General features: G+C 64.7%; 17 protein-coding genes. 6 read left to right on the top strand and 11 right to left on the bottom strand.

Going from position 1 to position 21410, the window contains the following annotated elements; genetic code table 11:
* Nucleotides 1-275: 275 nt before the first annotated feature.
* Genes QD228_RS05270 through fhuB form a run of 4 tightly spaced genes read left to right on the top strand, consistent with a single transcriptional unit; the run spans nucleotide 276 to nucleotide 4806 of the window.
* Entirely contained in the window at nucleotides 276-875 is a 600-nt protein-coding gene (locus QD228_RS05270; RefSeq protein ID WP_279874704.1) for a sigma-70 family RNA polymerase sigma factor, read from the top strand.
* A 46-nt stretch (nucleotides 876-921) separates the two neighbouring features.
* A complete protein-coding gene (locus tag QD228_RS05275; protein WP_279874705.1) occupies nucleotides 922-1689 on the top strand; it encodes an ATP-binding cassette domain-containing protein in 768 nt (255 codons plus the stop codon).
* Complete coding sequence (locus tag QD228_RS05280) at nucleotides 1686-2696, top strand: ABC transporter substrate-binding protein (RefSeq protein WP_279874707.1); 1011 nt, start codon at nucleotides 1686-1688, stop codon at nucleotides 2694-2696. The genes QD228_RS05275 and QD228_RS05280 overlap by 4 nt, the downstream gene beginning before the upstream one ends.
* A 7-nt stretch (nucleotides 2697-2703) precedes the next feature.
* Nucleotides 2704-4806 (top strand): Fe(3+)-hydroxamate ABC transporter permease FhuB, encoded by a 2103-nt coding sequence (gene fhuB / locus QD228_RS05285; protein ID WP_279874709.1) that lies wholly within the window; start codon nucleotides 2704-2706, stop codon nucleotides 4804-4806.
* Between the two features lie 130 nt (nucleotides 4807-4936).
* Here fhuB and purU read toward each other — a convergent pair whose 3' ends face one another.
* From purU to glyA, 6 genes are all read right to left on the bottom strand, one after another.
* A complete protein-coding gene (gene purU, locus QD228_RS05290) occupies nucleotides 4937-5812 on the bottom strand; it encodes a formyltetrahydrofolate deformylase (protein ID WP_136939031.1) in 876 nt (291 codons plus the stop codon).
* A 221-nt stretch (nucleotides 5813-6033) separates the two neighbouring features.
* Nucleotides 6034-6735: a sarcosine oxidase subunit gamma family protein gene (soxG, locus tag QD228_RS05295; RefSeq protein ID WP_279874711.1), complete on the bottom strand. Its 702-nt coding sequence runs from the start codon at nucleotides 6733-6735 to the stop codon at nucleotides 6034-6036.
* Nucleotides 6728-9835, bottom strand: a complete 3108-nt coding sequence (locus QD228_RS05300; protein WP_279874712.1) for a sarcosine oxidase subunit alpha family protein — start codon at nucleotides 9833-9835, stop codon at nucleotides 6728-6730. The genes soxG and QD228_RS05300 overlap by 8 nt, the downstream gene beginning before the upstream one ends.
* The gene (locus QD228_RS05305; protein WP_043333138.1) at nucleotides 9832-10158 is read right to left on the bottom strand and encodes a sarcosine oxidase subunit delta; all 327 of its coding nucleotides are present in this window, start codon (nucleotides 10156-10158) and stop codon (nucleotides 9832-9834) included. The genes QD228_RS05300 and QD228_RS05305 overlap by 4 nt, the downstream gene beginning before the upstream one ends.
* 25 nt (nucleotides 10159-10183) lie before the next feature.
* Nucleotides 10184-11434, bottom strand: coding sequence for a sarcosine oxidase subunit beta family protein (locus tag QD228_RS05310; RefSeq protein WP_084209343.1), 1251 nt, complete (start codon nucleotides 11432-11434; stop codon nucleotides 10184-10186).
* A 141-nt stretch (nucleotides 11435-11575) separates the two neighbouring features.
* Nucleotides 11576-12886: a serine hydroxymethyltransferase gene (gene glyA / locus QD228_RS05315; RefSeq protein WP_279874713.1), complete on the bottom strand. Its 1311-nt coding sequence runs from the start codon at nucleotides 12884-12886 to the stop codon at nucleotides 11576-11578.
* Nucleotides 12887-13186: 300 nt separating this feature from the next.
* Between glyA and QD228_RS05320 the strand changes: the two genes are divergently transcribed.
* On the top strand, nucleotides 13187-14080 hold the full coding sequence (locus QD228_RS05320; RefSeq protein ID WP_084209344.1) for an AEC family transporter: 894 nt from the start codon (nucleotides 13187-13189) through the stop codon (nucleotides 14078-14080).
* Nucleotides 14081-14624: 544 nt separating this feature from the next.
* Here QD228_RS05320 and nhaC read toward each other — a convergent pair.
* Together nhaC and QD228_RS05330 are read right to left on the bottom strand one after the other, a co-directional pair.
* Entirely contained in the window at nucleotides 14625-16154 is a 1530-nt protein-coding gene (gene nhaC, locus QD228_RS05325; RefSeq protein WP_244994954.1) for a Na+/H+ antiporter NhaC, read from the bottom strand.
* A gap of 199 nt (nucleotides 16155-16353) precedes the next feature.
* Nucleotides 16354-17463 carry a hybrid-cluster NAD(P)-dependent oxidoreductase gene (locus QD228_RS05330; protein WP_077379384.1) on the bottom strand — a complete coding sequence of 370 codons (1110 nt, stop codon included), beginning with the start codon at nucleotides 17461-17463 and terminating at the stop codon, nucleotides 16354-16356.
* Nucleotides 17464-18151: 688 nt separating this feature from the next.
* On the opposite strand from QD228_RS05330, the gene QD228_RS05335 reads away from it, so the two are divergent.
* Nucleotides 18152-19435 (top strand): aromatic ring-hydroxylating dioxygenase subunit alpha, encoded by a 1284-nt coding sequence (locus QD228_RS05335; protein WP_077379084.1) that lies wholly within the window; start codon nucleotides 18152-18154, stop codon nucleotides 19433-19435.
* Between the two features lie 153 nt (nucleotides 19436-19588).
* On the opposite strand, the gene cyoE is transcribed toward QD228_RS05335, so the two are convergent.
* From cyoE to cyoC, 3 genes are read right to left on the bottom strand one after another with little or no spacing between them, the layout of a single operon-like run.
* Nucleotides 19589-20443 (bottom strand): heme o synthase, encoded by an 855-nt coding sequence (gene cyoE, locus QD228_RS05340; RefSeq protein WP_084209346.1) that lies wholly within the window; start codon nucleotides 20441-20443, stop codon nucleotides 19589-19591.
* Between the two features lie 13 nt (nucleotides 20444-20456).
* Entirely contained in the window at nucleotides 20457-20786 is a 330-nt protein-coding gene (gene cyoD, locus QD228_RS05345) for a cytochrome o ubiquinol oxidase subunit IV (RefSeq protein WP_054555337.1), read from the bottom strand.
* On the bottom strand, nucleotides 20783-21409 hold the full coding sequence (cyoC, locus tag QD228_RS05350; RefSeq protein WP_077379079.1) for a cytochrome o ubiquinol oxidase subunit III: 627 nt from the start codon (nucleotides 21407-21409) through the stop codon (nucleotides 20783-20785). The genes cyoD and cyoC overlap by 4 nt, the downstream gene beginning before the upstream one ends.
* Nucleotide 21410 lies beyond the last annotated feature (1 nt).

Below are 21410 nucleotides of genomic sequence, written 5' to 3' on the forward strand. Positions count from 1 at the left end.
GAGGCCGGCCCCCTCCGCGCAAGTCCCGCCTTGCGCGTCTGACCGCCTCCGAATGCTTCGCAGGCGGTCAGACGCGTGCCTGCCAGACAGACATTGATAATGATTCGCAACACCAATATGATTGAGCGCCCCATCACGCCAATCCTCATTGCGAGCCGTGGATGTCCTCTTTCTTCTGCGCATTCCAAGCACTGACAGAAGCCCGCTCAGATGAGGGCGCTGACCTGCAGACGCAACGGCCCCCCTGCGATTCGCCGGCACGGGCTGCCTGCCCGGTGGCTGACGCCCGGACGGACACCAGCGCGGTGGCCGAGGATGAGCTGGCGTCGCTGGACGCACTGTTTGCCCGCTATCACCAGGAGCTGATCGGATTCCTGACCCGTCAGCTGGCCTCGCATGATCTGGCGGAAGACATGTGCCATGACGTCTATCTGCGCCTCAGGATGACAGGGGAGCCGCCGCGCAATCCGCGCGCCTGGCTGTATCGGATCGCACGCAATCTGATCATCGATCATCACCGCCACCAGTCGCGCGCCCCGGTCTTCGAGGAAATGGAGGACGACGACGAGCGTCTCTCGGCGACACGCCTGGACCCCGAGCGCTGTCTCGCGCGGCGCCAGAAGCTTCAGGTGATCCAGCAGGCGCTCGCCGAGCAGCCCCACCATCTTCGTCAGTCACTCCTCTGGTATCGACTGGAAGGCGTGACCAAGCGTGAGATCGGCGAGCGTCTGGGGGTCTCGGAGCGCATGGCAGGCCGCTATGTCCAGCAGGCGCAACGCCATTGCGCGGATCGACTGACGGCGGCCGGCTGCTTTCGCGGTGAGCGGGCCGACAACAGGACGCGCGCTGGCGACCTCCCCGGGTCTTCATCATGATTTCCACCTTCAAGCACCGCCTCGAATGCGGCTGACGGACGCCTCAATGTTCACTCTCGACCAACTGCGCTTCACCCTCGGTCAGCGCTGTCTGCTGCAAGCCTCCGCGCTGGATTTCGCGCCGGGCAAGGTGCATGGCCTGATCGGTCACAACGGGTCCGGCAAGTCGACGCTGCTCAAGTTGCTGGCACGACAGATGCAGCCCACCAGCGGCCGGCTGGCGCTGGATGCGCGTGCGCTTTCGGAATTCGGCAACCGTGAATTCGCCCGCGCCGTGGCCTATCTCCCCCAGCACCTGCCGGCCGCCGAAGCGCTGACCGGACGAGAGCTGGTCGCCTTCGGGCGCTATCCGTGGCACGGCCTGCTGGGGCGTCCCGGCGCCGAGGATGAGGCCGCCATCGAGCGCGCCATCACACTGACCCACACCGAGGCCTTCGCCGACCAGCAGGTCGATACGCTCTCCGGCGGCGAGCGTCAGCGCGTGTGGCTGGCGATGCTGCTGGCCCAGGGCAGCCGCTATCTGCTGCTGGATGAACCGCTGGCGGCGCTGGATATCGCCCACCAGATCGAGGTGATGGAGCTGGTCTCGCATCTCAGCCACACCCTGGGACTGGGCATCATCATCGTGCTGCACGACATCAATCTGGCGGCGCGATATTGCGACCGTCTGGTAGCGCTCCACAGTGGCAAGGTGCTGGCCGAAGGCGCGCCCGACGAGATGATGAATCCCGCCACGCTCAAGGATATCTATGGCGTCGAGATGCAGGTGATCACCCCGGCGCATGGCCAGCAGCAGATCGCGGTGCCGGTATGAAGTGGCTGATGGCACTGATCGGCCTGAGCCTGCTGGCCGCGGGATCCGCCAGCGCCGCCACGACGGGTGACGCCCATGAGGCACCAGCGGGCTTCGTCGATCGCCCCGTCGTGGCACTGGACTGGACCCTGGCCGAGACCCTGACCGGACTCGGGGTGCGCGCCATGGGCGTGGGCCAGGTGGAGACCTACGCCAGCTGGGTGGCTCAACCGGCGCTGCCTCAAGGCACGCGGGATCTCGGCCTGCGCACCCAACCGAATCTGGAGCAGCTGGCCGCCCTCGCCCCCGATGACATCCTGATCAGCCCGATGCTCGCCAGCCTCACGCCACGCCTGTCGACCATCGCGCCGGTCACCAGTGTCGCCATCTATACCCCGGATGCCGACACCTGGCAGACGCTGGTCGCGGCGACCCGCCAGCTGGGCAAGCTGACGCAGCGCGAGCCACAGGCCGAGCAACTGATTCGCCAGAGCACGGCCCGACTGGCCGGCTACGCTGCCGCCTTGCGCCAGCAGAGCGCTCGCACTGGCCAGGCGCTGCGCCCCCTGCTGATGGTGCAGTTCATGGATGACCGCCATGTGCGCATCTTCGGTGACAACAGCCTGTTCCAGGCGGTGATCGAGCGCATGGGCATCGACAATGCCTGGCAAGGCGATACCAATGCCTGGGGCTTCGCCACCGTCAGTCTCGAGAAGCTGGTGACCCTCAAGGGCCGCATGGTGGTGGTGGAGCCCCTGCCACCCGGCGGACGCGAGGCCCTGGCGCGCAATGGTCTGTGGCAGGCCATGCCCGGCGTGCGCGAGAACAGCGCTGCCTCGGCGCCGCTGTTCCTGCCGCCGGTATGGAGCTTTGGCGCCCTGCCCTCGGCCAATCGTTTCGCCGACCTGCTCGCCAGGCACCTGCTTGACGAGGATCTGCTTGACGAGCACCTGTTCAACGACCACACGGACACGGCACTCGACGGCGAGCCGGCACCTGAGGGAGAGATCACCGATGGCCACCCCTGAGCAGGTCATGAGAGAGCGTTCCTCTTCCGCCCCCAATCCCCTTCGGCTCACTCCCGGCAGAGCCTGCAGTCTGCTCACGCTGGCCCTGCTGGTGCTGGGCAGCCTCGCCCTCAACCGTGACGGCCTGAGCCTGATGCAGGGCCTGACCGCACTGTGGACATCCCCCGATGTCACGAATGCCGCCAGTCTCGGCCAGGCAGACAGTGCCCTGCTCTCCGCCCAGCTGGTGGCCCATGTCAGCTGGTGGCCGCGATTGGTCTGCGCGCTGCTGGCCGGGGCTGCGCTGGGGATGGCGGGGGTGCTGATGCAGCAGGTGCTGCGCAACCCGCTGGCCGCGCCCACTACCCTTGGCGTTGCCAGTGGCGCGAGTCTGGCGATGATGCTGGCGACGCTGTTCGCCCCGGCGCTGATGGCCGGCACGGGTCTTGGAGGTGACGGCTTCCAGCTCGGCCGAGAATGGGTCGCGCTGGCCGGTGGCCTGGCCGCCATGGGGCTGGTATTCGCGCTGGCCTGGGCGCGTGGCATGTCGCCGACCGTGGTGGTGCTGGCGGGTCTGGTGGTCAACCTCTACATCGGCGCGCTGGGCATGGTGCTGTTGCTGTTCCATCAGGAAGCCCTTCACGGCACCCTGGTATGGGGCGCAGGCTCGCTGGCGCAGAACGGCTGGGACGGCGTGACCACGCTGATCACCCGTCTGCTGCCGGGCATGCTGCTGGCACTGGTGCTGATGCGCCCGCTGGCGGTACTGGATCTCGACGAGGCCAATGCCAGAAGCCTGGGCGTCTCGCTGCGCAAGCTGCGTCTGATGAGCCTGGGGCTGGCGGTATTCCTGAGCGCCTGCGTGGTCAGCGTGCTGGGCATCATAGGCTTCATCGGCCTGGCCGCGCCGGCCTGCGTGCGTCTGATGGGCGCACGCCGCCTGGGTCAGCGCCTGCTGTGGGCACCGCTGTTCGGGGCACTGCTGCTGGCGGTGACGGACCTGGTGGTCGCCAGTCTCGATGGCCTGCTGCCCAACCTGATTCCCACCGGCGCGATGACGGCGGCCCTCGGCGCGCCGCTGCTGCTGTGGCTGATTCCGCGCCTGAAGATGGCGCAGGGAGCAGGCCCCGCCAGTCATCACGACATGTCACTGACGCATCGTCATCCCCGTCCCGACCGCCTGCTGGGCTGGCTGCTGGCCGGGGTCATCATCGCCCTGCTGCTGGCGCTTCTCGTCGGCAATGGCGCCGATGGCTGGACGCTTGGCGGTGACATGCTCCAACAGTTGCTGTCAGGCCAGACCAGCGTGCTGGACTTCCGCCTGCCACGCGTGCTGGCGGCGGCAGGCGCCGGCGTGCTGCTGGCCCTCGCCGGGACGCTGTTGCAGCGCCTGACCAGCAACCCGATGGCCAGCCCCGAGATTCTCGGCATCAGCGGCGGCACCGCCATCGCGTTGATGCTGACACTGCTGCTGGTGCCGGAACCGGGCCAGCTGACCCTGCTGGGCGCGGGCGTCTGCGGGGCACTGGCCTGTCTGGCGCTGCTGGTGGCGCTCAATCATCGCAGCGGTTTCATCCCCGAACGCGTGCTGCTGTGCGGGGTGGCGATCACGGCGCTCTACGATGCGGTGCGCGGCATCATCCTCGCCGATGGGGACCCGCGCGGTCAGCAGATTCTGGCCTGGCTGTCCGGCTCCACCTACTACGTGGGCCTCTCCGCGGCGGTTGGCGTGCTCGCGCTGGCGATCGTCGCGGTGCTGCTGGTGCGCCCGCTGGCGCGCTGGCTGGACATCCTGCCGCTGGGCATGGCGAGCGCCAGTGCGCTGGGCATCGGCGTGACCCGCGCCCGTCTGGTGCTGCTGGGTGCGGTGGCGGTGCTCACCGCGCTGGCGACCCTGATCGTCGGCCCGCTGTCCTTCGTCGGCCTGCTGGCACCGCATCTGGCGCGTCTGCTGGGGCTGAGCCGCGCGCGAGAGCACATGCTCGGCGCGGTGCTGTGCGGGGCGCTGCTGATGGTGCTGGCGGACTGGCTGGGCCGTCAGCTGCTCTCGCCCTACGAGATCCCCGCCGGCCTGATGGCCTCGCTGATCGGCGGCAGCTACTTCCTGTGGAGCCTGCGCAAGTCGGGCTGAGTCGCTCTCGTTGAGAGGCCTCACCGCCAGAAGACACGCAGCCAGAAGACACGACGCCAGAAGACACGAAGCCCGCGACCTCCTGATCGCGGGCTTCGTGTTTCAGCGTTTCTCTTTTCGCCATCTGCACTCAGTTGCCGAACACCACCGTGCGCCTGTCATGCAGGAAGACGCGGCGCTCGAGGTGATAACGCACGCCACGCGACAGGGTCAGGCACTCGATATCACGGCCCTTGGCGATCAGGTCTTCCGGATAGTGGGCGTGATCCACCGTCTCGACGCCCTGGGTGATGATCGGCCCTTCATCGAGATCATCGTTGATGTAGTGCGCGGTGGCACCGACCAGCTTGACGCCCTTCTCGTAGGCCTGGTGATAGGGGCGCGCGCCCTTGAAGCCCGGCAGCAGCGAGTGGTGGATGTTGATCGCCCGCCCCGAGAGCTTCTCGCACATGTCACTCGACAGCACCTGCATGTAGCGCGCCAGAATCACCAGCTCGGCACCGGTGTCCTGCACGATCTGCCACACCTGCGCTTCCTGCTCGGCCTTGGTCTCGGCGGTGATCGGCAGGTGGTGATAGGGCAGGCCATGCCACTCGGCCAGCGGCGCCATGTCCGGGTGGTTGGAGATGACGGCGGTGATGTCCATCGGCAGCTGGCCGATGCGATGCCGATAGAGCAGGTCGTTCAGGCAGTGGTCCGAGCGCGAGACCATGATGACCACCTTCATGCGCTCCTCCGGCGCACTCAGGCTGACGTCCATCTCGAAGTCGGCGGCACGCGTGCCCAGGCCCTGCTCGAAACCGGCGGCGTCAAAGCTGTCGCTGAGTTCGCCGGCCTCGGTCTGCGGCCGGAATTCGGCCCGGATGAAGAAGCGCCCCGACAGGCGGTCATCGAAGGAATTGAGCTCGGTGATATAGCAGCCCTGCTCGCGCAGGTAGCGTGTCACGACGTCCACCGTGCCGATACGGCTGGGACATTGGGCGGTCAGAATCCAGGTATCACGCATACATAGGTGCCTGTCATGTAAAGATTATTCATTGTTGGAAGCTGCAACGTCAGGGTTGCATCCGGGGCCCTGCGCGACAAACCAATATTATTGAGGCGGGCTTCAGTATTTCTGAAGCCCGCCTCCTGGCCCGGGCAAGGCCCCTGGCAGTTGATTCAGATCATGGCGTGCGCCTGCGACAGAGCTCTCTCCAGACGCAGACCTCTCTCCAGACGCAGATCTCAGGCCTTGATGCAGACCCCGAATTCCTCGCTGGCATCCAGCAGCCAGCGGCCGAGGTAATCGGCGAAGCTTCTGCGCACCACCAGCTCGAATTCGCTCTCGCTGACGCGGCGCAGCACCAGCGTCGCCTTGGCGAACACCGCCGGTACGCCCCGCCCGACCGGGAAGGCTCGCGGGTGCACATCGGTAGGCGTCGACTTCATCAGCACCTGACGCGCCTGGTCGCCACTCAGCGAGATGGCGGTCTGGCCACCACTGACGTTGACCACCTGATAGCGCCCCGAAAGCCGCTCATGCAGCGCCTTCTCGACAGCGAAGGCTTCCTCGCCGGGCACCAGGATCAGCCACTCATCCGGTGACAGCCACTGGATCGAGCGACCGCCCTCATTCTGGTGGAGGGTTGCCGGTGTCAGCGGCAGCGCCAGCCCCAGCGCCGCCTCGACCCCCTCGGCGAAGCCCGGCTGCGCGGGATCACCGCGCAGCGTCAGATGACCGAGAAACGCCTTCTCCTGCAGCACGACGCCGGCATCGCCGTCATCGCGGGCCGTGAACAGATGCGCCAGCGGCGAACGGGCGCTCTGGGCGTGAACTTCAGGCGTCGGGCGCTGGTCGATCACCGACGTCTGAGAACTTGTCATGTCCTGCGGCTGCGCCTCGACGGCGGCACCCGCTTGCGGGTCGAGTGTGGTGGCATCAGACATGCTGGCGCTCCCCTTTCTTGTCGTAGAACACCGGTGAGGTGATTTCGGCTTCCAGCGTCGTGCCATCGGCCTGCGGCAGGAACACCGTCTCGCCGATGCGCTTGGCACCGCCCTTGACCACCGCCAGCGCGAAGCCATGTCCCAGCGTCGGGCTGTAGTAGCTGGAGGTCACGTGGCCGACCATCGGCATCGGGATGGCGTGCTCGGGGTCGAAGACGATCTGCGAGCCTTCCGGCAGCACGATGCGCTCATCGCCGGCCTTCTTGCGCGTCGGAATCAGGCCGACCATCTGCTTGCGGTCATCGCGGCGGGTATCCGGACGCGACAGCGCACGCTTGCCGATCCAGGAATACGGCTTGTTGTAGCCGACACACCACTGCATGCCGAGGTCTTCCGGGGTGATCGAGCCATCGGTGTCCTGGCCGACGATGATGAAGCCCTTCTCGGCGCGCAGCACGTGCATGGTCTCGGTGCCGTAGGGCGTGAGGCCGTATTTCTTGCCGCACTCGAACAGACGCTTCCAGACATGCAGCCCGTAGTTGGCCGGCACGTTGAGCTCGTAGGACAGCTCGCCGGTGAAGGAGATGCGGAAGATGCGCCCGGGAATGTCGGCGATCAGCCCTTCACGCACTTCCATGAACTTGAAGCTGTCGCGGTCGAGGTCGATATCGGTCAGCTCGCCGACCAGCGCACGCGCCTCGGGGCCGGTGACGGTCAGGGTCGCCCAGTGATCGGTGACGCTGGTCATCTGCACGTCCAGCTCCGGCCATTCGGTCTGGTGCCACAGTTCCAGCCACTCAAGGATCGAGGCCGCGCCACCGGTGGTGGTGGTCATCAGGAAGTGGTCTTCGGCCAGACAGGTGGTGACACCGTCGTCCATCACCATGCCGTCGTCGTGACACATCAGGCCGTAGCGCGCCTTGCCGACGCCCAGCTTGGCCCAGGCGTTGGTGTAGATGCGGTTGAGGAATTCGCGCGCATCGCGACCGGTGATGTCGATCTTGCCCAGGGTCGAGGCATCCAGCACGCCGACCTTCTCGCGCACCGCCAGACACTCGCGCTCGACGGCGGCATGCATGTCCTCACTGCCCTGCGGGTAGTACCAGGGGCGCTTCCACTGGCCGACATCCTCGAACTTGGCGCCTTGCGCCACGTGCCATTCGTGCATCGCGGTGTAGCGGATCGGGTCGAACAGCTCGCCGCAGTGACGGCCGACGATGGCGCCGAAGGTCACCGGTGTGTAGTTGGGGCGGAATACGGTGGTGCCGGTGTCGGGGATGGTCTGCCCCAGACAGCGCGCGGCGACCGCCATGCCGTTGATGTTGCCCAGCTTGCCCTGGTCGGTGCCGAAGCCCATCGCGGTGTAGCGCTTGACGTGCTCGATGGACTCGAAGCCTTCGCGGGTGGCGAGCTCGATCCCGGCGGCAGTGACGTCGTTCTGCAGATCGACGAACTGCTTGGGTGCGCGTGCGGTGGGCTTGTCATGCGGCACCTGATAGAGCGGCAGCATCGGGGATTCCGCAAGCTCGGACACCGCTGGCACCTCGGCCTGGGCGATCTCGAACTCGCAGGCTTCCACCGCGGCGACACCGCTGGCATAGGCCGCGACCAGCGCATCTTCCAGCGCGAAGCTGCCATTGGCGGCGCCGCAGGCATCGAAGCCCTTGAGCATCGGTGCGCCCAGCGCCGGCAGGAAGCCGTGGATCTCATCACTCCATACCGGACGCGCGCCGGTGTGCGCCGCCAGGTGAACCACCGGGCTGTAGCCGCCGGAACTGGCGATGGTGTCGCAGGCGAGCTCTTCCACTTCACCGGTGACAGTAAATCCATCGATATCGATGGCCGCGATGCGCGCGCCCGTCACGCGGCGCTCACCCTTGGCCTCGATCACGGCGGAGCCGGCGATGATGCGGATGCCGGCGGCACGCGCCGCCTCGACCATCACGCCGGCAGGGGCCGGACGCGCATCAGCGATCGCGACCACCTCACGACCGGCCGCCTTCCATGCCAGCGCCGCGCGATAGGCGTGGTCGTTGTTGACCGACAGCACCAGCTTGTTGCCGGCGGCGACGCCGTAACGGGTCAGATAGGTGGTGACGGCACCGGCCAGCAGGTTGCCCGGCACATCGTTGTGGCTGTAGACCAGCGGCCGCTCGTGGGCGCCAGTGGCCATGATGACGCGGTGGGCGCGCACGCGATGCAGACGGGAGCGTGCCTGCTGGGCGCCACGGGCATTGCGCGGTGCGAGATCGGCCTGATGCTCGGTGCGGCGCTCGTGCAGGGTCACGAAGTTGTGATCGTGATAGCCGTTGGCGGTGGTGCGCGGCAGCAGCTGCACATCCTCACAGGCCGCAAGCTCCGCCAGCACGGCGTCACGCCATTCGATGGCGGGCTTGCCGTCCAGGGTCTGATCGAGACAGTCCGCCGACATGGAGAGCAGTGAGCCACCCAGCTCTTCCTGCTCGTCACACAGGATGACGCGCGCGCCACTGCGGGCCGCGACCAGCGCCGCCATCAGGCCCGCCGGGCCGGAGCCGATCACCAGCACATCGGTGTGCTGATGCAGGTGATCATAGATGTCCGGGTCGTCCTCGAGCGGAGAACGCCCGAGACCGGCGGCCTTGCGGATGTACTTTTCATAGGTCATCCACAGCGAGGCCGGCGCCATGAAGGTCTTGTAGTAGAAGCCCGGCGGCATGAACTTGCCGCCCAGCTTGCCGACCTGCGGCAGGAAACGGCTCATCAGGTCCTTCTGGGCCTTGACCCAGCCGCTGACGGCGTGGGCTTCCAGGCCGTCGTAAAGCGCCTGCTGGGTGGCACGCACGTTGGGCACCTGGCCCGCTTCGGTGCTGCCCAGCTGCAGGATGGCGTTGGGCTCTTCGGCACCGGCGGCGACCAGGCCCCGCGGACGCGCATACTTGAAGCTGGCGTTGAGCACATCGAGGCCGTTGGCCATCAGCGCCGAGGCGAGGGTATCGCCTGCCAGGCCCTGATAGCGCTTGCCATTGAAGGTGAAGGTCAACGGCGTGGCGCGATCGATGCGTCCACCCGAGGCGAGACGGCGCGGGGCAGCGGCGGTCTGGTGGTCTTGCTGGCTCATGCGCTCACCCCCTTGGCTTGCGTGGTCGGATCGGCTTTCGTCTCACCGGTGATGGTGGGCTGCTCGCCCATGCGATAGGTCTCGAGAATCTCGTAGGTCACGGTGTGGCGGGTGATGTTGAAATACTTGCGACAGCCCACGGCGTGAATCCACAGCTCGTGATGAACGCCACGCGGGTTGTTGCGGAAGAACAGATAATCCCCCCACTCGGCATCGGAGCAGGCTTCGGGGTCCTTCGGGCGCTCGATATGCGCCTGGCCCTTGACGTGGAATTCCTCTTCCTCGCGCAGCTCGCCGCAGTAGGGACAGAAGATATGCATCATGGTCGGTCGTCTCCTGACGGCAGGTTCAGTGCGCGACGCCGGCGGCGCCATGTTCGTCGATCAGCTTGCCCGTGTTGAAACGGTCATAGGAGAAGGGTTCTGCCAGCGGATGGGTGCGCCCCTTGGCCAGTGTCCAGGCAAAGACGTTGCCGGAACCGGGCGTGGCCTTGAAGCCACCGGTGCCCCAACCGCAGTTGAAATAGAGCCCCTTCACGGGCGTCTTGGAAATGATCGGGCAGGCGTCCGGACAGGTGTCGACGATGCCGCCCCACTGACGGTTCATGCGCACCCGCGAGAAGATCGGGAACATCTCGACGATGGCCTGCAGGGTGTGCTCGATGGTCGGGTAGCTGCCACGCTGACCGTAGCCCACGTAGCCGTCGATGCCGGCCCCGATGACCAGGTCGCCCTTGTCCGACTGGCTGACATAGCCGTGGACGTGGTTGGACATCACCACGGTGTCGAGAATCGGCTTGAGCGGCTCGGAGACCAGCGCCTGCAGCGGGTGGGATTCCAGCGGCAGACGGAAGCCGGCCTTCTCGGCCATCACCCCGGAGTTGCCAGCGGTGACCACGCCGACACGCTTGGCACCGATGAAGCCGCGCGAGGTTTCCACCCCGACGATGGCGCCATCCTGCTTGCGGAAGCCGGTGACCTCGGTCTGCTGGATCAGGTCGACGCCGAGGCTGTCGGCACCGCGCGCGAAGCCCCAGGCCACGGCGTCGTGACGCGCCACGCCACCGCGCGGCTGCCAGGAGGCACCGAGAATCGGATAGCGTGCGCGGCTGGAGCAGTCCATCGCCGGCACCAGTTCCTGCACCTGCCGGGTGTCCAGCACCTCGCCGTCGATGCCCTGCAGACGGTTGGCGTTCACGCGGCGCTGGATGTCACGCATGTCCTGCAGGGTGTGGCCCAGGTTGAGCACGCCACGCTGGGAGAACATCACGTTGTAGTTCAGGTCCTGGGACAGGCCTTCCCACAGCTTCATGGAGTGCTCGTAGAGCGCCGCCGCCTCGTCCCACAGATAGTTGGAGCGCACCAGGGTGGTGTTGCGCGCGGTGTTGCCACCGCCCAGCCAGCCCTTCTCGATCACCGCGACATTGGTGATGCCGTGTTCCTTGGCCAGGTAGTAGGCCGTGGCCAGTCCATGCCCGCCGCCACCGACGATGATGACGTCGTATTCCTTCTTGGGTTCTGGGCTACGCCAGACCTTCTGCCAGTTCTCATGGTGGCTGAGCGCATGCTTGACCAGCCCGAATCCCGAGTAACGCTGCATTTGCCACCCTCCTCACATCTTTGCCACCGCAAGCGCTGTCCGGTGCTCTCGCCCGAGTGATGTCTGTTGTTGTCACCCGAGTGATGTCTCTGCGCTTGCGGCATGTGTCGTGGTTATCGTTGTCTCTCGCCAGCGCCCTGTTCAGGCAATCTCGGCGGTATCAGTGATGCTGGCGGAGGCGTAGACCGGGAAGCGTGCACAGACTTCCTCGACCTTGCCGCGCACTTCAGCCTCGACCTTGTCGCTCTCGCCGCTGGACAGCGCGTCGAGCAGGTCGCAGATCCAGCCGGCCAGCGCCTCGCATTCCGCCTCGCCGAAGCCGCGCGTGGTGGCGGCCGGTGTGCCGATGCGCAGGCCGGAGGTCACGAAGGGACTCTGCGGATCATTCGGCACGCTGTTCTTGTTGACGGTGATGTGGGCGCGACCCAGAGAGGCATCCGCGTCCTTGCCGGTCACGCCCTGACGGATCAGCGAGACGAGGAACAGGTGGTCATCGGTGCCGCCGGAGACCACGTCATAGCCGCGTTCCATGAAGACGTGAGCCATCACGCGAGCATTGGTGATCACGCGCGCCTGGTAGCTGACGAAGTCCTGACTCATCGCCTCCTTGAAGGCCGCGGCCTTGGCAGCGATGACATGCATCAGCGGGCCACCCTGCTGACCCGGGAAGACGGCACCATTGAGCTTCTTGTACAGTGCCTCGTCGCCGGTGGCGGAGAGAATCAGGCCGCCACGCGGGCCGCGCAGGGTCTTGTGCGTGGTGGTGGTGACGACATGGGCGTGGGGGATCGGGCTCGGGTAGTGACCCGCCGCGACCAGACCGGCCACGTGGGCCATGTCGACCATCAGCCAGGCACCGATCTCGTCGGCGATGTCGCGGAAACGACGCCAGTTGACCACGCGCGAGTAGGCGGAGAAGCCGGCGATGATCATCTTCGGCTTGTGCTCGCGCGCCAGACGCTCCATCTCCTCGTAGTCCAGCTCGCCGCTTTCGGTCAGGCCGTACTGGATGGCGTTGTAGTGCTTGCCGGAGAAGTTGGGGGCGGCGCCGTGGGTCAGGTGACCGCCATGCGCCAGGCTCATGCCGAGAATGGTGTCGCCCGGCGAGACCAGCGCCATGAACACGGCGGCATTGGCCTGGGCACCGGAGTGCGGCTGCACGTTGGCGTAGTCACAGCCGAACAGCGCACAGGCACGTTCGATGGCCAGTGTCTCGACCTTGTCGACGAATTCGCAGCCACCGTAGTAGCGCTTGCCCGGATACCCTTCGGCATACTTGTTGGTCAGCTGGCTGCCCTGGGCTTCCATCACCAGCGGGCTTGCATAGTTCTCGGAGGCGATCAGCTCGATATGCGCTTCCTGACGCGCTGTCTCTTCGAGAATGGCCTCGGCCAGAGCGGGATCGAGTCTGGCCAGTCGGTCATCACGGGTGTAGCCATGTTGCTGAGACATTGCGCGCCTCCGGTTATCGGATGTTGTCGTTGGAAATGCAGAGGGGTCATGAGGACCCGGCAGGTCAAACCTTGCAGATGTGCTCCGATACTAGCCCCGCCCCTGACGGGCAGGCTGCTTGTCAGCGTCACCGTGCAGTGCGAATGCGACATGCCTGCGCAGTTGCGACTCGGGCTGGCGCCACAAGGCAGGTATGCTAGCGACAGGCATATGCGAAGATACGCAGACAGCAAGGGCTGTCGCGCTCAGGGCGATACGGGAAGACTCAGGGCGAAACGGGAAGACAAGGAGGAAGGTGGCATGTTGATGGAACTGCTGGCGGTGATGGCTCCGGTGCTGTGTGGCGCCGCCATCGGCTTCTTCTGGGTGCGCCTGGGCAATGAATACCCCATGGCCTTCGTCACTCGGCTGGTGCTCTACATCGGCACACCGGCACTGATTCTCAACGCGTTGGGCAGTGCCGAGATCGACAATTCCAGCTTCCTGCGCACAGGCCTGGCGACCCTCACGGTAATGGCGCTGCTGCTGGCCCTGAGCTGGCCGTTCTCTCGCCTGATCGGCAAGCCGTGGAAGGTCGCGGTGGCCCCGCTGCTGTTCTCCAACGTCGGCAACATGGGCCTGCCCGTGTCCCTGTATGCCTTCGGCCAGGCCGGCTTCGCCTACGCCATCACCATCATGGTCACCATGTCGCTTCTGCAGTTCACGCTCGGTGCCTGGCTTGCCAGCACCAGCGGCAACCCGCTGCGCAGCGTCGTGCGATCCCCGACCATCTGGGCCAGTATCCTCGCCACCACCCTGCTGCTCAGTGACATCCACATGCCGCGCTTCGTGGCCAACAGCCTGGAGCTGATCTCCGGCTTCACCGTGCCGCTGATGCTGATCACCCTTGGCGTCTCGCTGGCCAGTATCCGCGTCAGGAATCTGGCGGCAGGCGTGGGCTTCAGCGCCCTGCGCATCCCCTTCGCCGCCGCCTGCGCCTGGGGAATCGGCACGCTGCTGGAGCTGCCGCCGCTGGCGTTGCACGTGCTGGTGATGCAGATGGCCATGCCGGTGGCGGTCTACAACTACATGTTTGCCCAGAAGGCAGGCCGCGAGCCGGAATACGTGGCCACGCTGGTCTTCTGCTCGACCCTGGCGGCCTTCCTCTACCTGCCGGCGCTGCTCGCCGTGCTGGGGGCCGAGATGGGGCAGTGATGTCTGCCGGGCATGCCCCGGCGCTTGCTCGGCGCATGAAAAAACCACGCAGGCCGAGGCATGCGTGGTCGTGGGTATCTTCCTGCAGAAAGTGGCCGCACCGCGGGAGCCCATCTCCACATGCCCAGGCATGCGTCGTGCTCCCGCAGTGCGAAACTTTCCTGTTCTGCCGGCTGTTCTAGTCGTCCGTCACTGCCTCTCAGCCTGGGGGCAGTGAACCGTTCCCTTGATGAGACATTGCCCTTTTTTCCGATTTTCCCGTGACGGGAGTGGCCATCACGCATCGTTCAGGATGTCTTCCGCTCTCGATCTGCAGCTGGAAGCTGGCAGAGGAAGTGTCGGTCTCTGGTGCACGATACGGGGATCGCGCTTGCGGGCACCCCGCAACGACCTTCCTGACAGCCAGCAGGCTTCCTGTCGGCAACACCTGAAGCGTAGTCTCGAGGCCGGCACTTCCTCCAGATGGTTTGTGCCGTCATCCTGCGCGAGTCGACTTGCTCATGAACCTGAGCATGAAGTCGTAGAACCCTCATGCTTGAGGCGCTCAACCGTGCGCCTGCAGCGGTCGTCCCGCCTGTGCGGTCTGCCGTGTCGTGTCCCGAAGTTGCGCCAGGGAGACCACGGCATGGCCCTTGTCCGCCCATTCGGCGCGCTCAGCATCGTCGGCGCGAACGATGAAGCGTCCCGCCAGGGTGTAAAGCAGCCCGATCAGCGGCGATAACCAGCAGGCGAAGGCCAGCGGAATGTAGAGCAGCCCCTCGAGACTGCCACCACTGGTGATCAGCCCCAGCGAACTGATGACCACGGCGCCACTGGCATTCCAGGGCACCAGCGGCGAGACCAGCGTGCCACCCTCTTCCAGAGAGCGGGACAGGTTGAGGGTCGAGTAGCCTTCGCCACGGAAGATCGGTGCGTACATGCGTCCCGGCAAGGCGATCGAGAGGTAGGGGTCGCCCGCGATGACGTTGGTCAGCGCGGCAGTGGAACTGGCCGCGACCTGCAGCCCGAAGATGCCGCGCACCTTGACCAGCACGGCGGCGCACAGCGCTTCGAGACAGCCGATCACCTCCAGCATCCCGCCGAAGGCCAGTGCGATCATCACCAGCAGGATGACCCAGGCCATCGACATGAGGCCGCCGCGATTGAGCAGGCTGTCGATCTCGCTGACGCCGGTATTCAGGGTGTAGCCGCTCTGCATGTAACCGAACAGCGCCTTGATGGCCTCGCCCTGGACACCATAGGCCACTACCGCCCCGGCCAGCACCCCGACGAACAGCGCCGGCAACGCCGGCATGCGGGCGATGGCCAGTGTCATCACCAGCAGCGGCGGCACCAGCACCCACAGATTGAATTCGAAGGCCCCGTCCAGGCCCTGGGTAATCGCGGTGATGCGTTCGAGATCCAGTGTCTGCCCGGCGGCGAGCAGGTTGCCGGCGACCAGGTAGATCACCAGGGCGATCAGCATCGAGGGGATGGTGGTGGGCATCATGTTGCGGATGTGGGCGAACAGATTCACCCCGGTGACGGCGGGAGCGAGGTTGGTGGTGTCCGACAGGGGAGAGACCTTGTCGCCGAAGAAGGCCCCGGAGACCACGGCACCGGCCGTCCACCACGGTGGAATGCCGAAACCGGCGCCGATGCCCATCAAGGCCAGCCCCACGGTGCCCACGGTGCCCCAGCTGGTGCCGAGCGTGACCGAGACCACCGAGCACAGCAGCATCGCCGTCGCGAGGAAGTATTCCGGCGAGATCAGCTTGAGCCCGTAATAGATGATCATCGGCACGCTGCCCGAGGCGATCCACACCCCGACCGTCATGCCGACAAGAATGAGGATGGCGATGGAGGGCAGGCCGACACGCACGATGCGCATCATGCCCTCTTCCATCGCCGACCAGCCGTGCCCCAGCTTCCAACCGACCAGCGCCGTCATGGCGACACCACAGATCAGCGGCACGTGAGGAGTGAATTCGCCAAAGACGAAGAGTTGCAGGGCCAGCACGGCCAGGGTTGCCAGAATCGGCAGGCTGGCCATGGGCAGAGAGGGGCGTTGCGGTGCATCAACATCACGAGTCATGAGGTATTGCTCCATTAGCCAGTTGTACTTGTTGTACCCCCACGCTAATCGACTGACGCCGCTCCAGATGGCTGACAGCGGCATCTACCTCCCTGAATGCGACATCGTCTACGACTTTCTGCCAATCACTTGCACGAGATTCATTCACCTCTCCTCAAACCTGTCGCCAATGTCATCTTGCCGGCGAGAGAGGGCGAGATCAGTAATCGATCACCACATCCCCGTTGGGCACGCTGCAGCAGGACAGGATGAAGCCATCCGCGACGTCTTCATCGGTGATGCCGCCGTTGTGCTCCATCGCGACCTCCCCGGAGACCTTCTGCACGCGGCAGGTGCCGCAGATGCCCATGCCGCAGGCCTTCGGAATATGCAGGCCGAGCTTGGCGGCGGCGGCGTGGACAGTCTCGCCCGGGGCGATCTGCACCGACTTGCCGGTCGTGGCGAACTCGACGCGCGTCAGGTCGGCGCGGTCCAGCTCATCGGCCAGCACTTCCGCCTGCTCGGCCTGCTCGATGGCCTCCTCCTCGACCTCCACCGGCGTGGCCCCGAAGGACTCCTCGTGGTAGCGACTCATGTCGAAGCCATGGCTGCGAAGCAGATGCTTGATCGCATTCATGTAGGGAGTCGGGCCGCAGCAGAAGATCTCGCGCTCCATGAAGTCCGGCGCGATCATCTCGAGCATGGCGTCGGTCAGATAGCCGCGGTAGCCCGACCAGGTCTGACCGGTCTCGAAGCGCTCGCAGATGATGTGCATGTTGAATTCCGGCACCCGCGAATCCATGAACTCGAGCTGACGCCAGAAGATGATGTCGCGCGGGCTGCGGGCGCTGTGCAAGAAGGCGATGTCCACGTTGGCATTGGTGTCGAAGTACCAGCGGGCCATCGACATCAGCGGCGTGATGCCAACCCCGCCTGACAGCATCAGGATGCGTTCTGCCGGATAGTCGATGCAGTTGAAGTTGCCCACCGGGCCGTGCACGGCCAGCTCGTCACCTTCGTTCAGATTGTCATGCAGCCAGTTGGAGACCAGTCCGCCCGGCACGCGCTTGACGGTGATCGAGAAGCTGTAGGGCACCGACGGCGAGCTGGAGATGGTGTAGGAGCGCATGATCTGCTGAGCATCGATCTCCAGCTCCAGGGTCACGAACTGCCCCGGCTTGAAGAAGAACATCACCGGCTGTTCGGCCATGAAACAGAAGGTGCGCACATCCCAGGTTTCCTGAATGACCTTCACGCAGCGCACGCTATGTCGACCGTTGGTCCAGGTCTGCGTCGTAACCGGGTTGAAGTTGCTGAGTGTGGTGCTCATGAAGGCCTCGCTGGGCATGTTGTTCTTGGAGACATGTTCTTGAAGGGGCAGTGTCAGTTCTTGAAGAGACAGTGTCAGGCCACCCTGCGCTGCGTGCGCGACCAACGGTGGGACATGCTCTGGATTGTCGAGTCAGCGTCCGGCAAGCATTTATCCGTGCACGACAGAAACATGCCCGATCCCTCCAATCACGACCCCGCAGTGCCCTGCCCCCGCCTCACCGCTGCACCTGCCTGTGCCTCGAAGGCCCTGCGCAGACGACCGGCGTCGGAAATACATCATTGAGCGTCGCCATCAGACACAAGTCGCGACTTGACCTCAGCCACACTGCGATCCATGCGTGGCAAAGCCACCGGATATCATGCGGGCTGCCTGAACTTCCACGCTGACTATCCTGTTGAGCGAGCGGCCCCTCTGCCTGCGCCGCCCTCGACACCCGAACCGACCAGGACGGGACGACGCACCGCGCGATGCATCGGCACTCACTCATAGGTGCGCTGACTCATAGGTGCGCTGACTCATAGGTGCGCTGACTCATAGGTGCGCTGATGTCTGCCGCGGTGCTGCCCGGTAATGGTCTGTTCACTCGTTTCCTCTGTCCCGGCTTCACAACAACAATGATCAGCACATTCACTCAACCCAAGGCGACCCTGCTCCCGGCGCCTACCGACCGTGCGAGGACATCGCGATGAGCGATCTATTGGAACACGCTCAGGACCAGCAGCGTCAGGCGGTACGCGAGGCCGCCGCGCGGCTTCTACAGGCCCGCAGTCCCGGCTATACCCTGCCCCAGCCCTTCTACAATGATCAGCGCCTGTTCGATCTCGACATGAAGGAGATCTTCGAGCGCGAGTGGCTGTTTGCCGGTCTCGGCAGCGAGATCCCGCTCAAGGGCAACTTCATGACCATGGACGTGGGCAACAGCCCGATCATCATCGTGCGCGGTGACAACGGGGCCATCCATGCCTTCCATAACGTCTGTCGCCATCGCGGGTCTCGCCTGTGCAGCACCGAGCGCGGCAAGGTCGCCAAGCTGGTGTGCGGCTATCACAAGTGGACCTATGAACTGGATGGCCGTCTGCTGTTCGCCGGTTCCGACATGGGCACCACCTTCGATACCAGTGACTACGGCCTGCACCCCGTCCACGTACGTTCAGCCGGCGGCATGCTGTTCATCAACCTCGCCGAGCAGCCCGAGAACTGTGAGCCGTTCTTCAAGACGCTGGAGTTCTACCTCAAGCCCTACGACATGGAGAACGTCAAGGTCGCGGCCAGCTCCTCCATCATCGAGGAAGGCAACTGGAAGCTGGTGATCGAGAACAATCGCGAGTGCTATCACTGCGACGGCTCCCACCCGGAGCTGCTCAACACCCTGCAGGAATTCGATGACACCGATGACCCGCGAGCCACCGAAGCCTACAAGGCGCTGGTCGCCAAGAAGCAGGCCGACTGGGATGCCGAGAAGGTGCCCTATCAGCTGGTGCGCTTCGGTCGCCGCAATCGCATGACGCGCACGCCGCTGCTGGAAGGCACCGTCTCGATGACCACGGACGGCACGCCGGCGTGCAAGAAGCTGCTGGGTCGCCTGCAGAGCCCCGACATGGGCTCGCTGCGCATCCTCAACCTGCCCAACTCCTGGAACCACTTCATGGGCGATCACGCCGTGGTTTTCCAGGTCGACCCGATCGGCCCCCTCAAGACCCGCGTGACCACCAAGTGGCTGGTGCACAAGGACGCGGTGGAAGGTGTCGACTACGACCTGGCGAAGCTGCGCAAGGTGTGGGACGCCACCAATGATCAGGACCGTCAGCTGGTGGAAGAGAACCAGCGCGGCGTCAACTCCAGCGCCTATCAGCCCGGCCCCTACTCGGCGACCTTCGAGTTCGGCGTCGTCGACTTCGTCGACTGGTATGCCGAGCGCATGCAGGAAGCGCTCAAGGAACAGCAGGAGCCGCATCTGCAGCTGGCCTGAGGGCCTGAGGGCTTGAGTCCTTGAGTCCTCGAAATCTGGACTCCAAAGGACAGACAAGAAAAAACCCGCCACCGGCAAGCCGGTGGCGGGTTTTTTTGGCTTTCACCCGGGCAACACGCCGAAGGCGGTCACCCGAGAGATACTACGGCTGGATTACAGCTGCGTGTCCAGACTCATCATCAGGCTGAGCGCCATGACGATGATGATGGAGAAGCCGAACAGCTTGCGTGCCCAGGAGGCATCAGGCTGATCCTTGAGGCGCCAGGCGGCCAGATACAGCCACCAGCCACCCGTGACGGTCGCGACTACCAGATACCAGATGCCGGTATATCCCCACAGTGTCAGCAACAGCGACACCGGGATGAAGCCGGCAATGTACCCCGTCACTACACGCTTGGCATGCTCCATGCCTCGCGCTACCGGGAGTACCGGAATATTGGCGGCCCGATAGTCATCGACACGGAACATGGCAATCGCATAGGAATGCGGCATCTGCCACATGCTGAAGATGATCAACAGCAGCAGCGCCCCCATGTCCGCCTGGCCGGTGACAGCCAGGTAACCGACCACTGGCGGCGCGGCGCCGGACAGTGAACCGATGAGGGTGCCATACACCGAGCCACGCTTGAGCCACATGCTGTAGGCCCCGACGTAGATCACGAAGCCCAGACCCACGGCGATCATCGCCATGAGATTGGTCATCGCGGCCAGAAGCCAGAAGCCCGCAAGGCCCAGCACGCTGCCGAAGACGAAGGCCCCCGTCAGCGAGATGTCGCCCTGCACCAGAGCACGGCCCTGGGTACGCGCCATGTGACGATCGATGTCGCGATCGATGCAGTTGTTGAACACACAGCCTGAGGCCACGATCAACGCCACCCCGACCAGGGTGGCGATGAACAGCGCCCAATCCACCTCACCACCGGAAGCGAGAAAGAAGCCGCCGCTGACGGTGATCAGGTTGCCGAAGATAATGCCCGGCTTGGTGGTACGCAGGTAGTCCTTGATCATCAGGCTCACGCTATCAGATGGGCATCATGTTCTGATTCAGCTCGATCATGATCCACATGGAACCACCAACGACGATTGCCACGATCACCAGGGTGAACAGCATGGCCATGACATTCCAGCTCTGCTCCTTGGAGCCGTCCAGGTGCAGGAAGAAGTACAGCTGCACGAAGACCTGAGCGATGGCGAAGCCGTAGATGGCCCAGATCACGCCGACACCCGGATCGTCCATCATCATCACCATCCCGAACGGGATGATGGTCAGGATGATGGAGAGGATCAGACCGGTCACGTACTGCTTGACGCTGCCGTGATTGTCGTTGTGGTCGTTGTTGGAATGGCTCATAGCATCACTCCTGTGAGATAGACGACGGTGAAGACGCAGATCCAGATGACGTCCAGGAAGTGCCAGAACAGGCTGAGCATCATCAGACGACCACGATGCATTTCCGTCAGGCCTTTCTGCTTGACCTGGATGATCAGCAGCGCCATCCAGACCAGACCGACGGTCACGTGCAGACCGTGGGTACCGACCAGCGTGAAGAAGGCTGACAGGAACGCGGACTTGTCCGGGCCATGGCCATTCACGATCAGGTGATGGAACTCATAGATTTCCATCGCGATGAAGCCCGCACCACAGGCGAAGGTGATCATCAGCCACTTGATCACCGCGGAGCTATCTCCGCGGTTCATGCCCAGCATCGCCAGGCCGTAGGTGAAGCTCGAGGCCAACAGCAGCGCGGTCTCGACCAGCACGAAGTCAAGCTCGAAGATCTCGGCGCCCGTCGGGCCGCCGGCATACGCCTGGCTGAGTACCACATAGCCTGCGAACAGCATCGCGAACAGGATGCAGTCGCTCAGCAGATAGAGCCAGAAACCGAAGACCTTCAGGCCATTGGTATCGTGATGCTCGTGATCGTCATGGGCGTCGTGCGCCCCATCATGAGATGTCATTGCATTGTTCGCCATG

The organism is Cobetia sp. 3AK (assembly GCF_029846335.1).
Classification (GTDB): domain Bacteria; phylum Pseudomonadota; class Gammaproteobacteria; order Pseudomonadales; family Halomonadaceae; genus Cobetia; species Cobetia marina.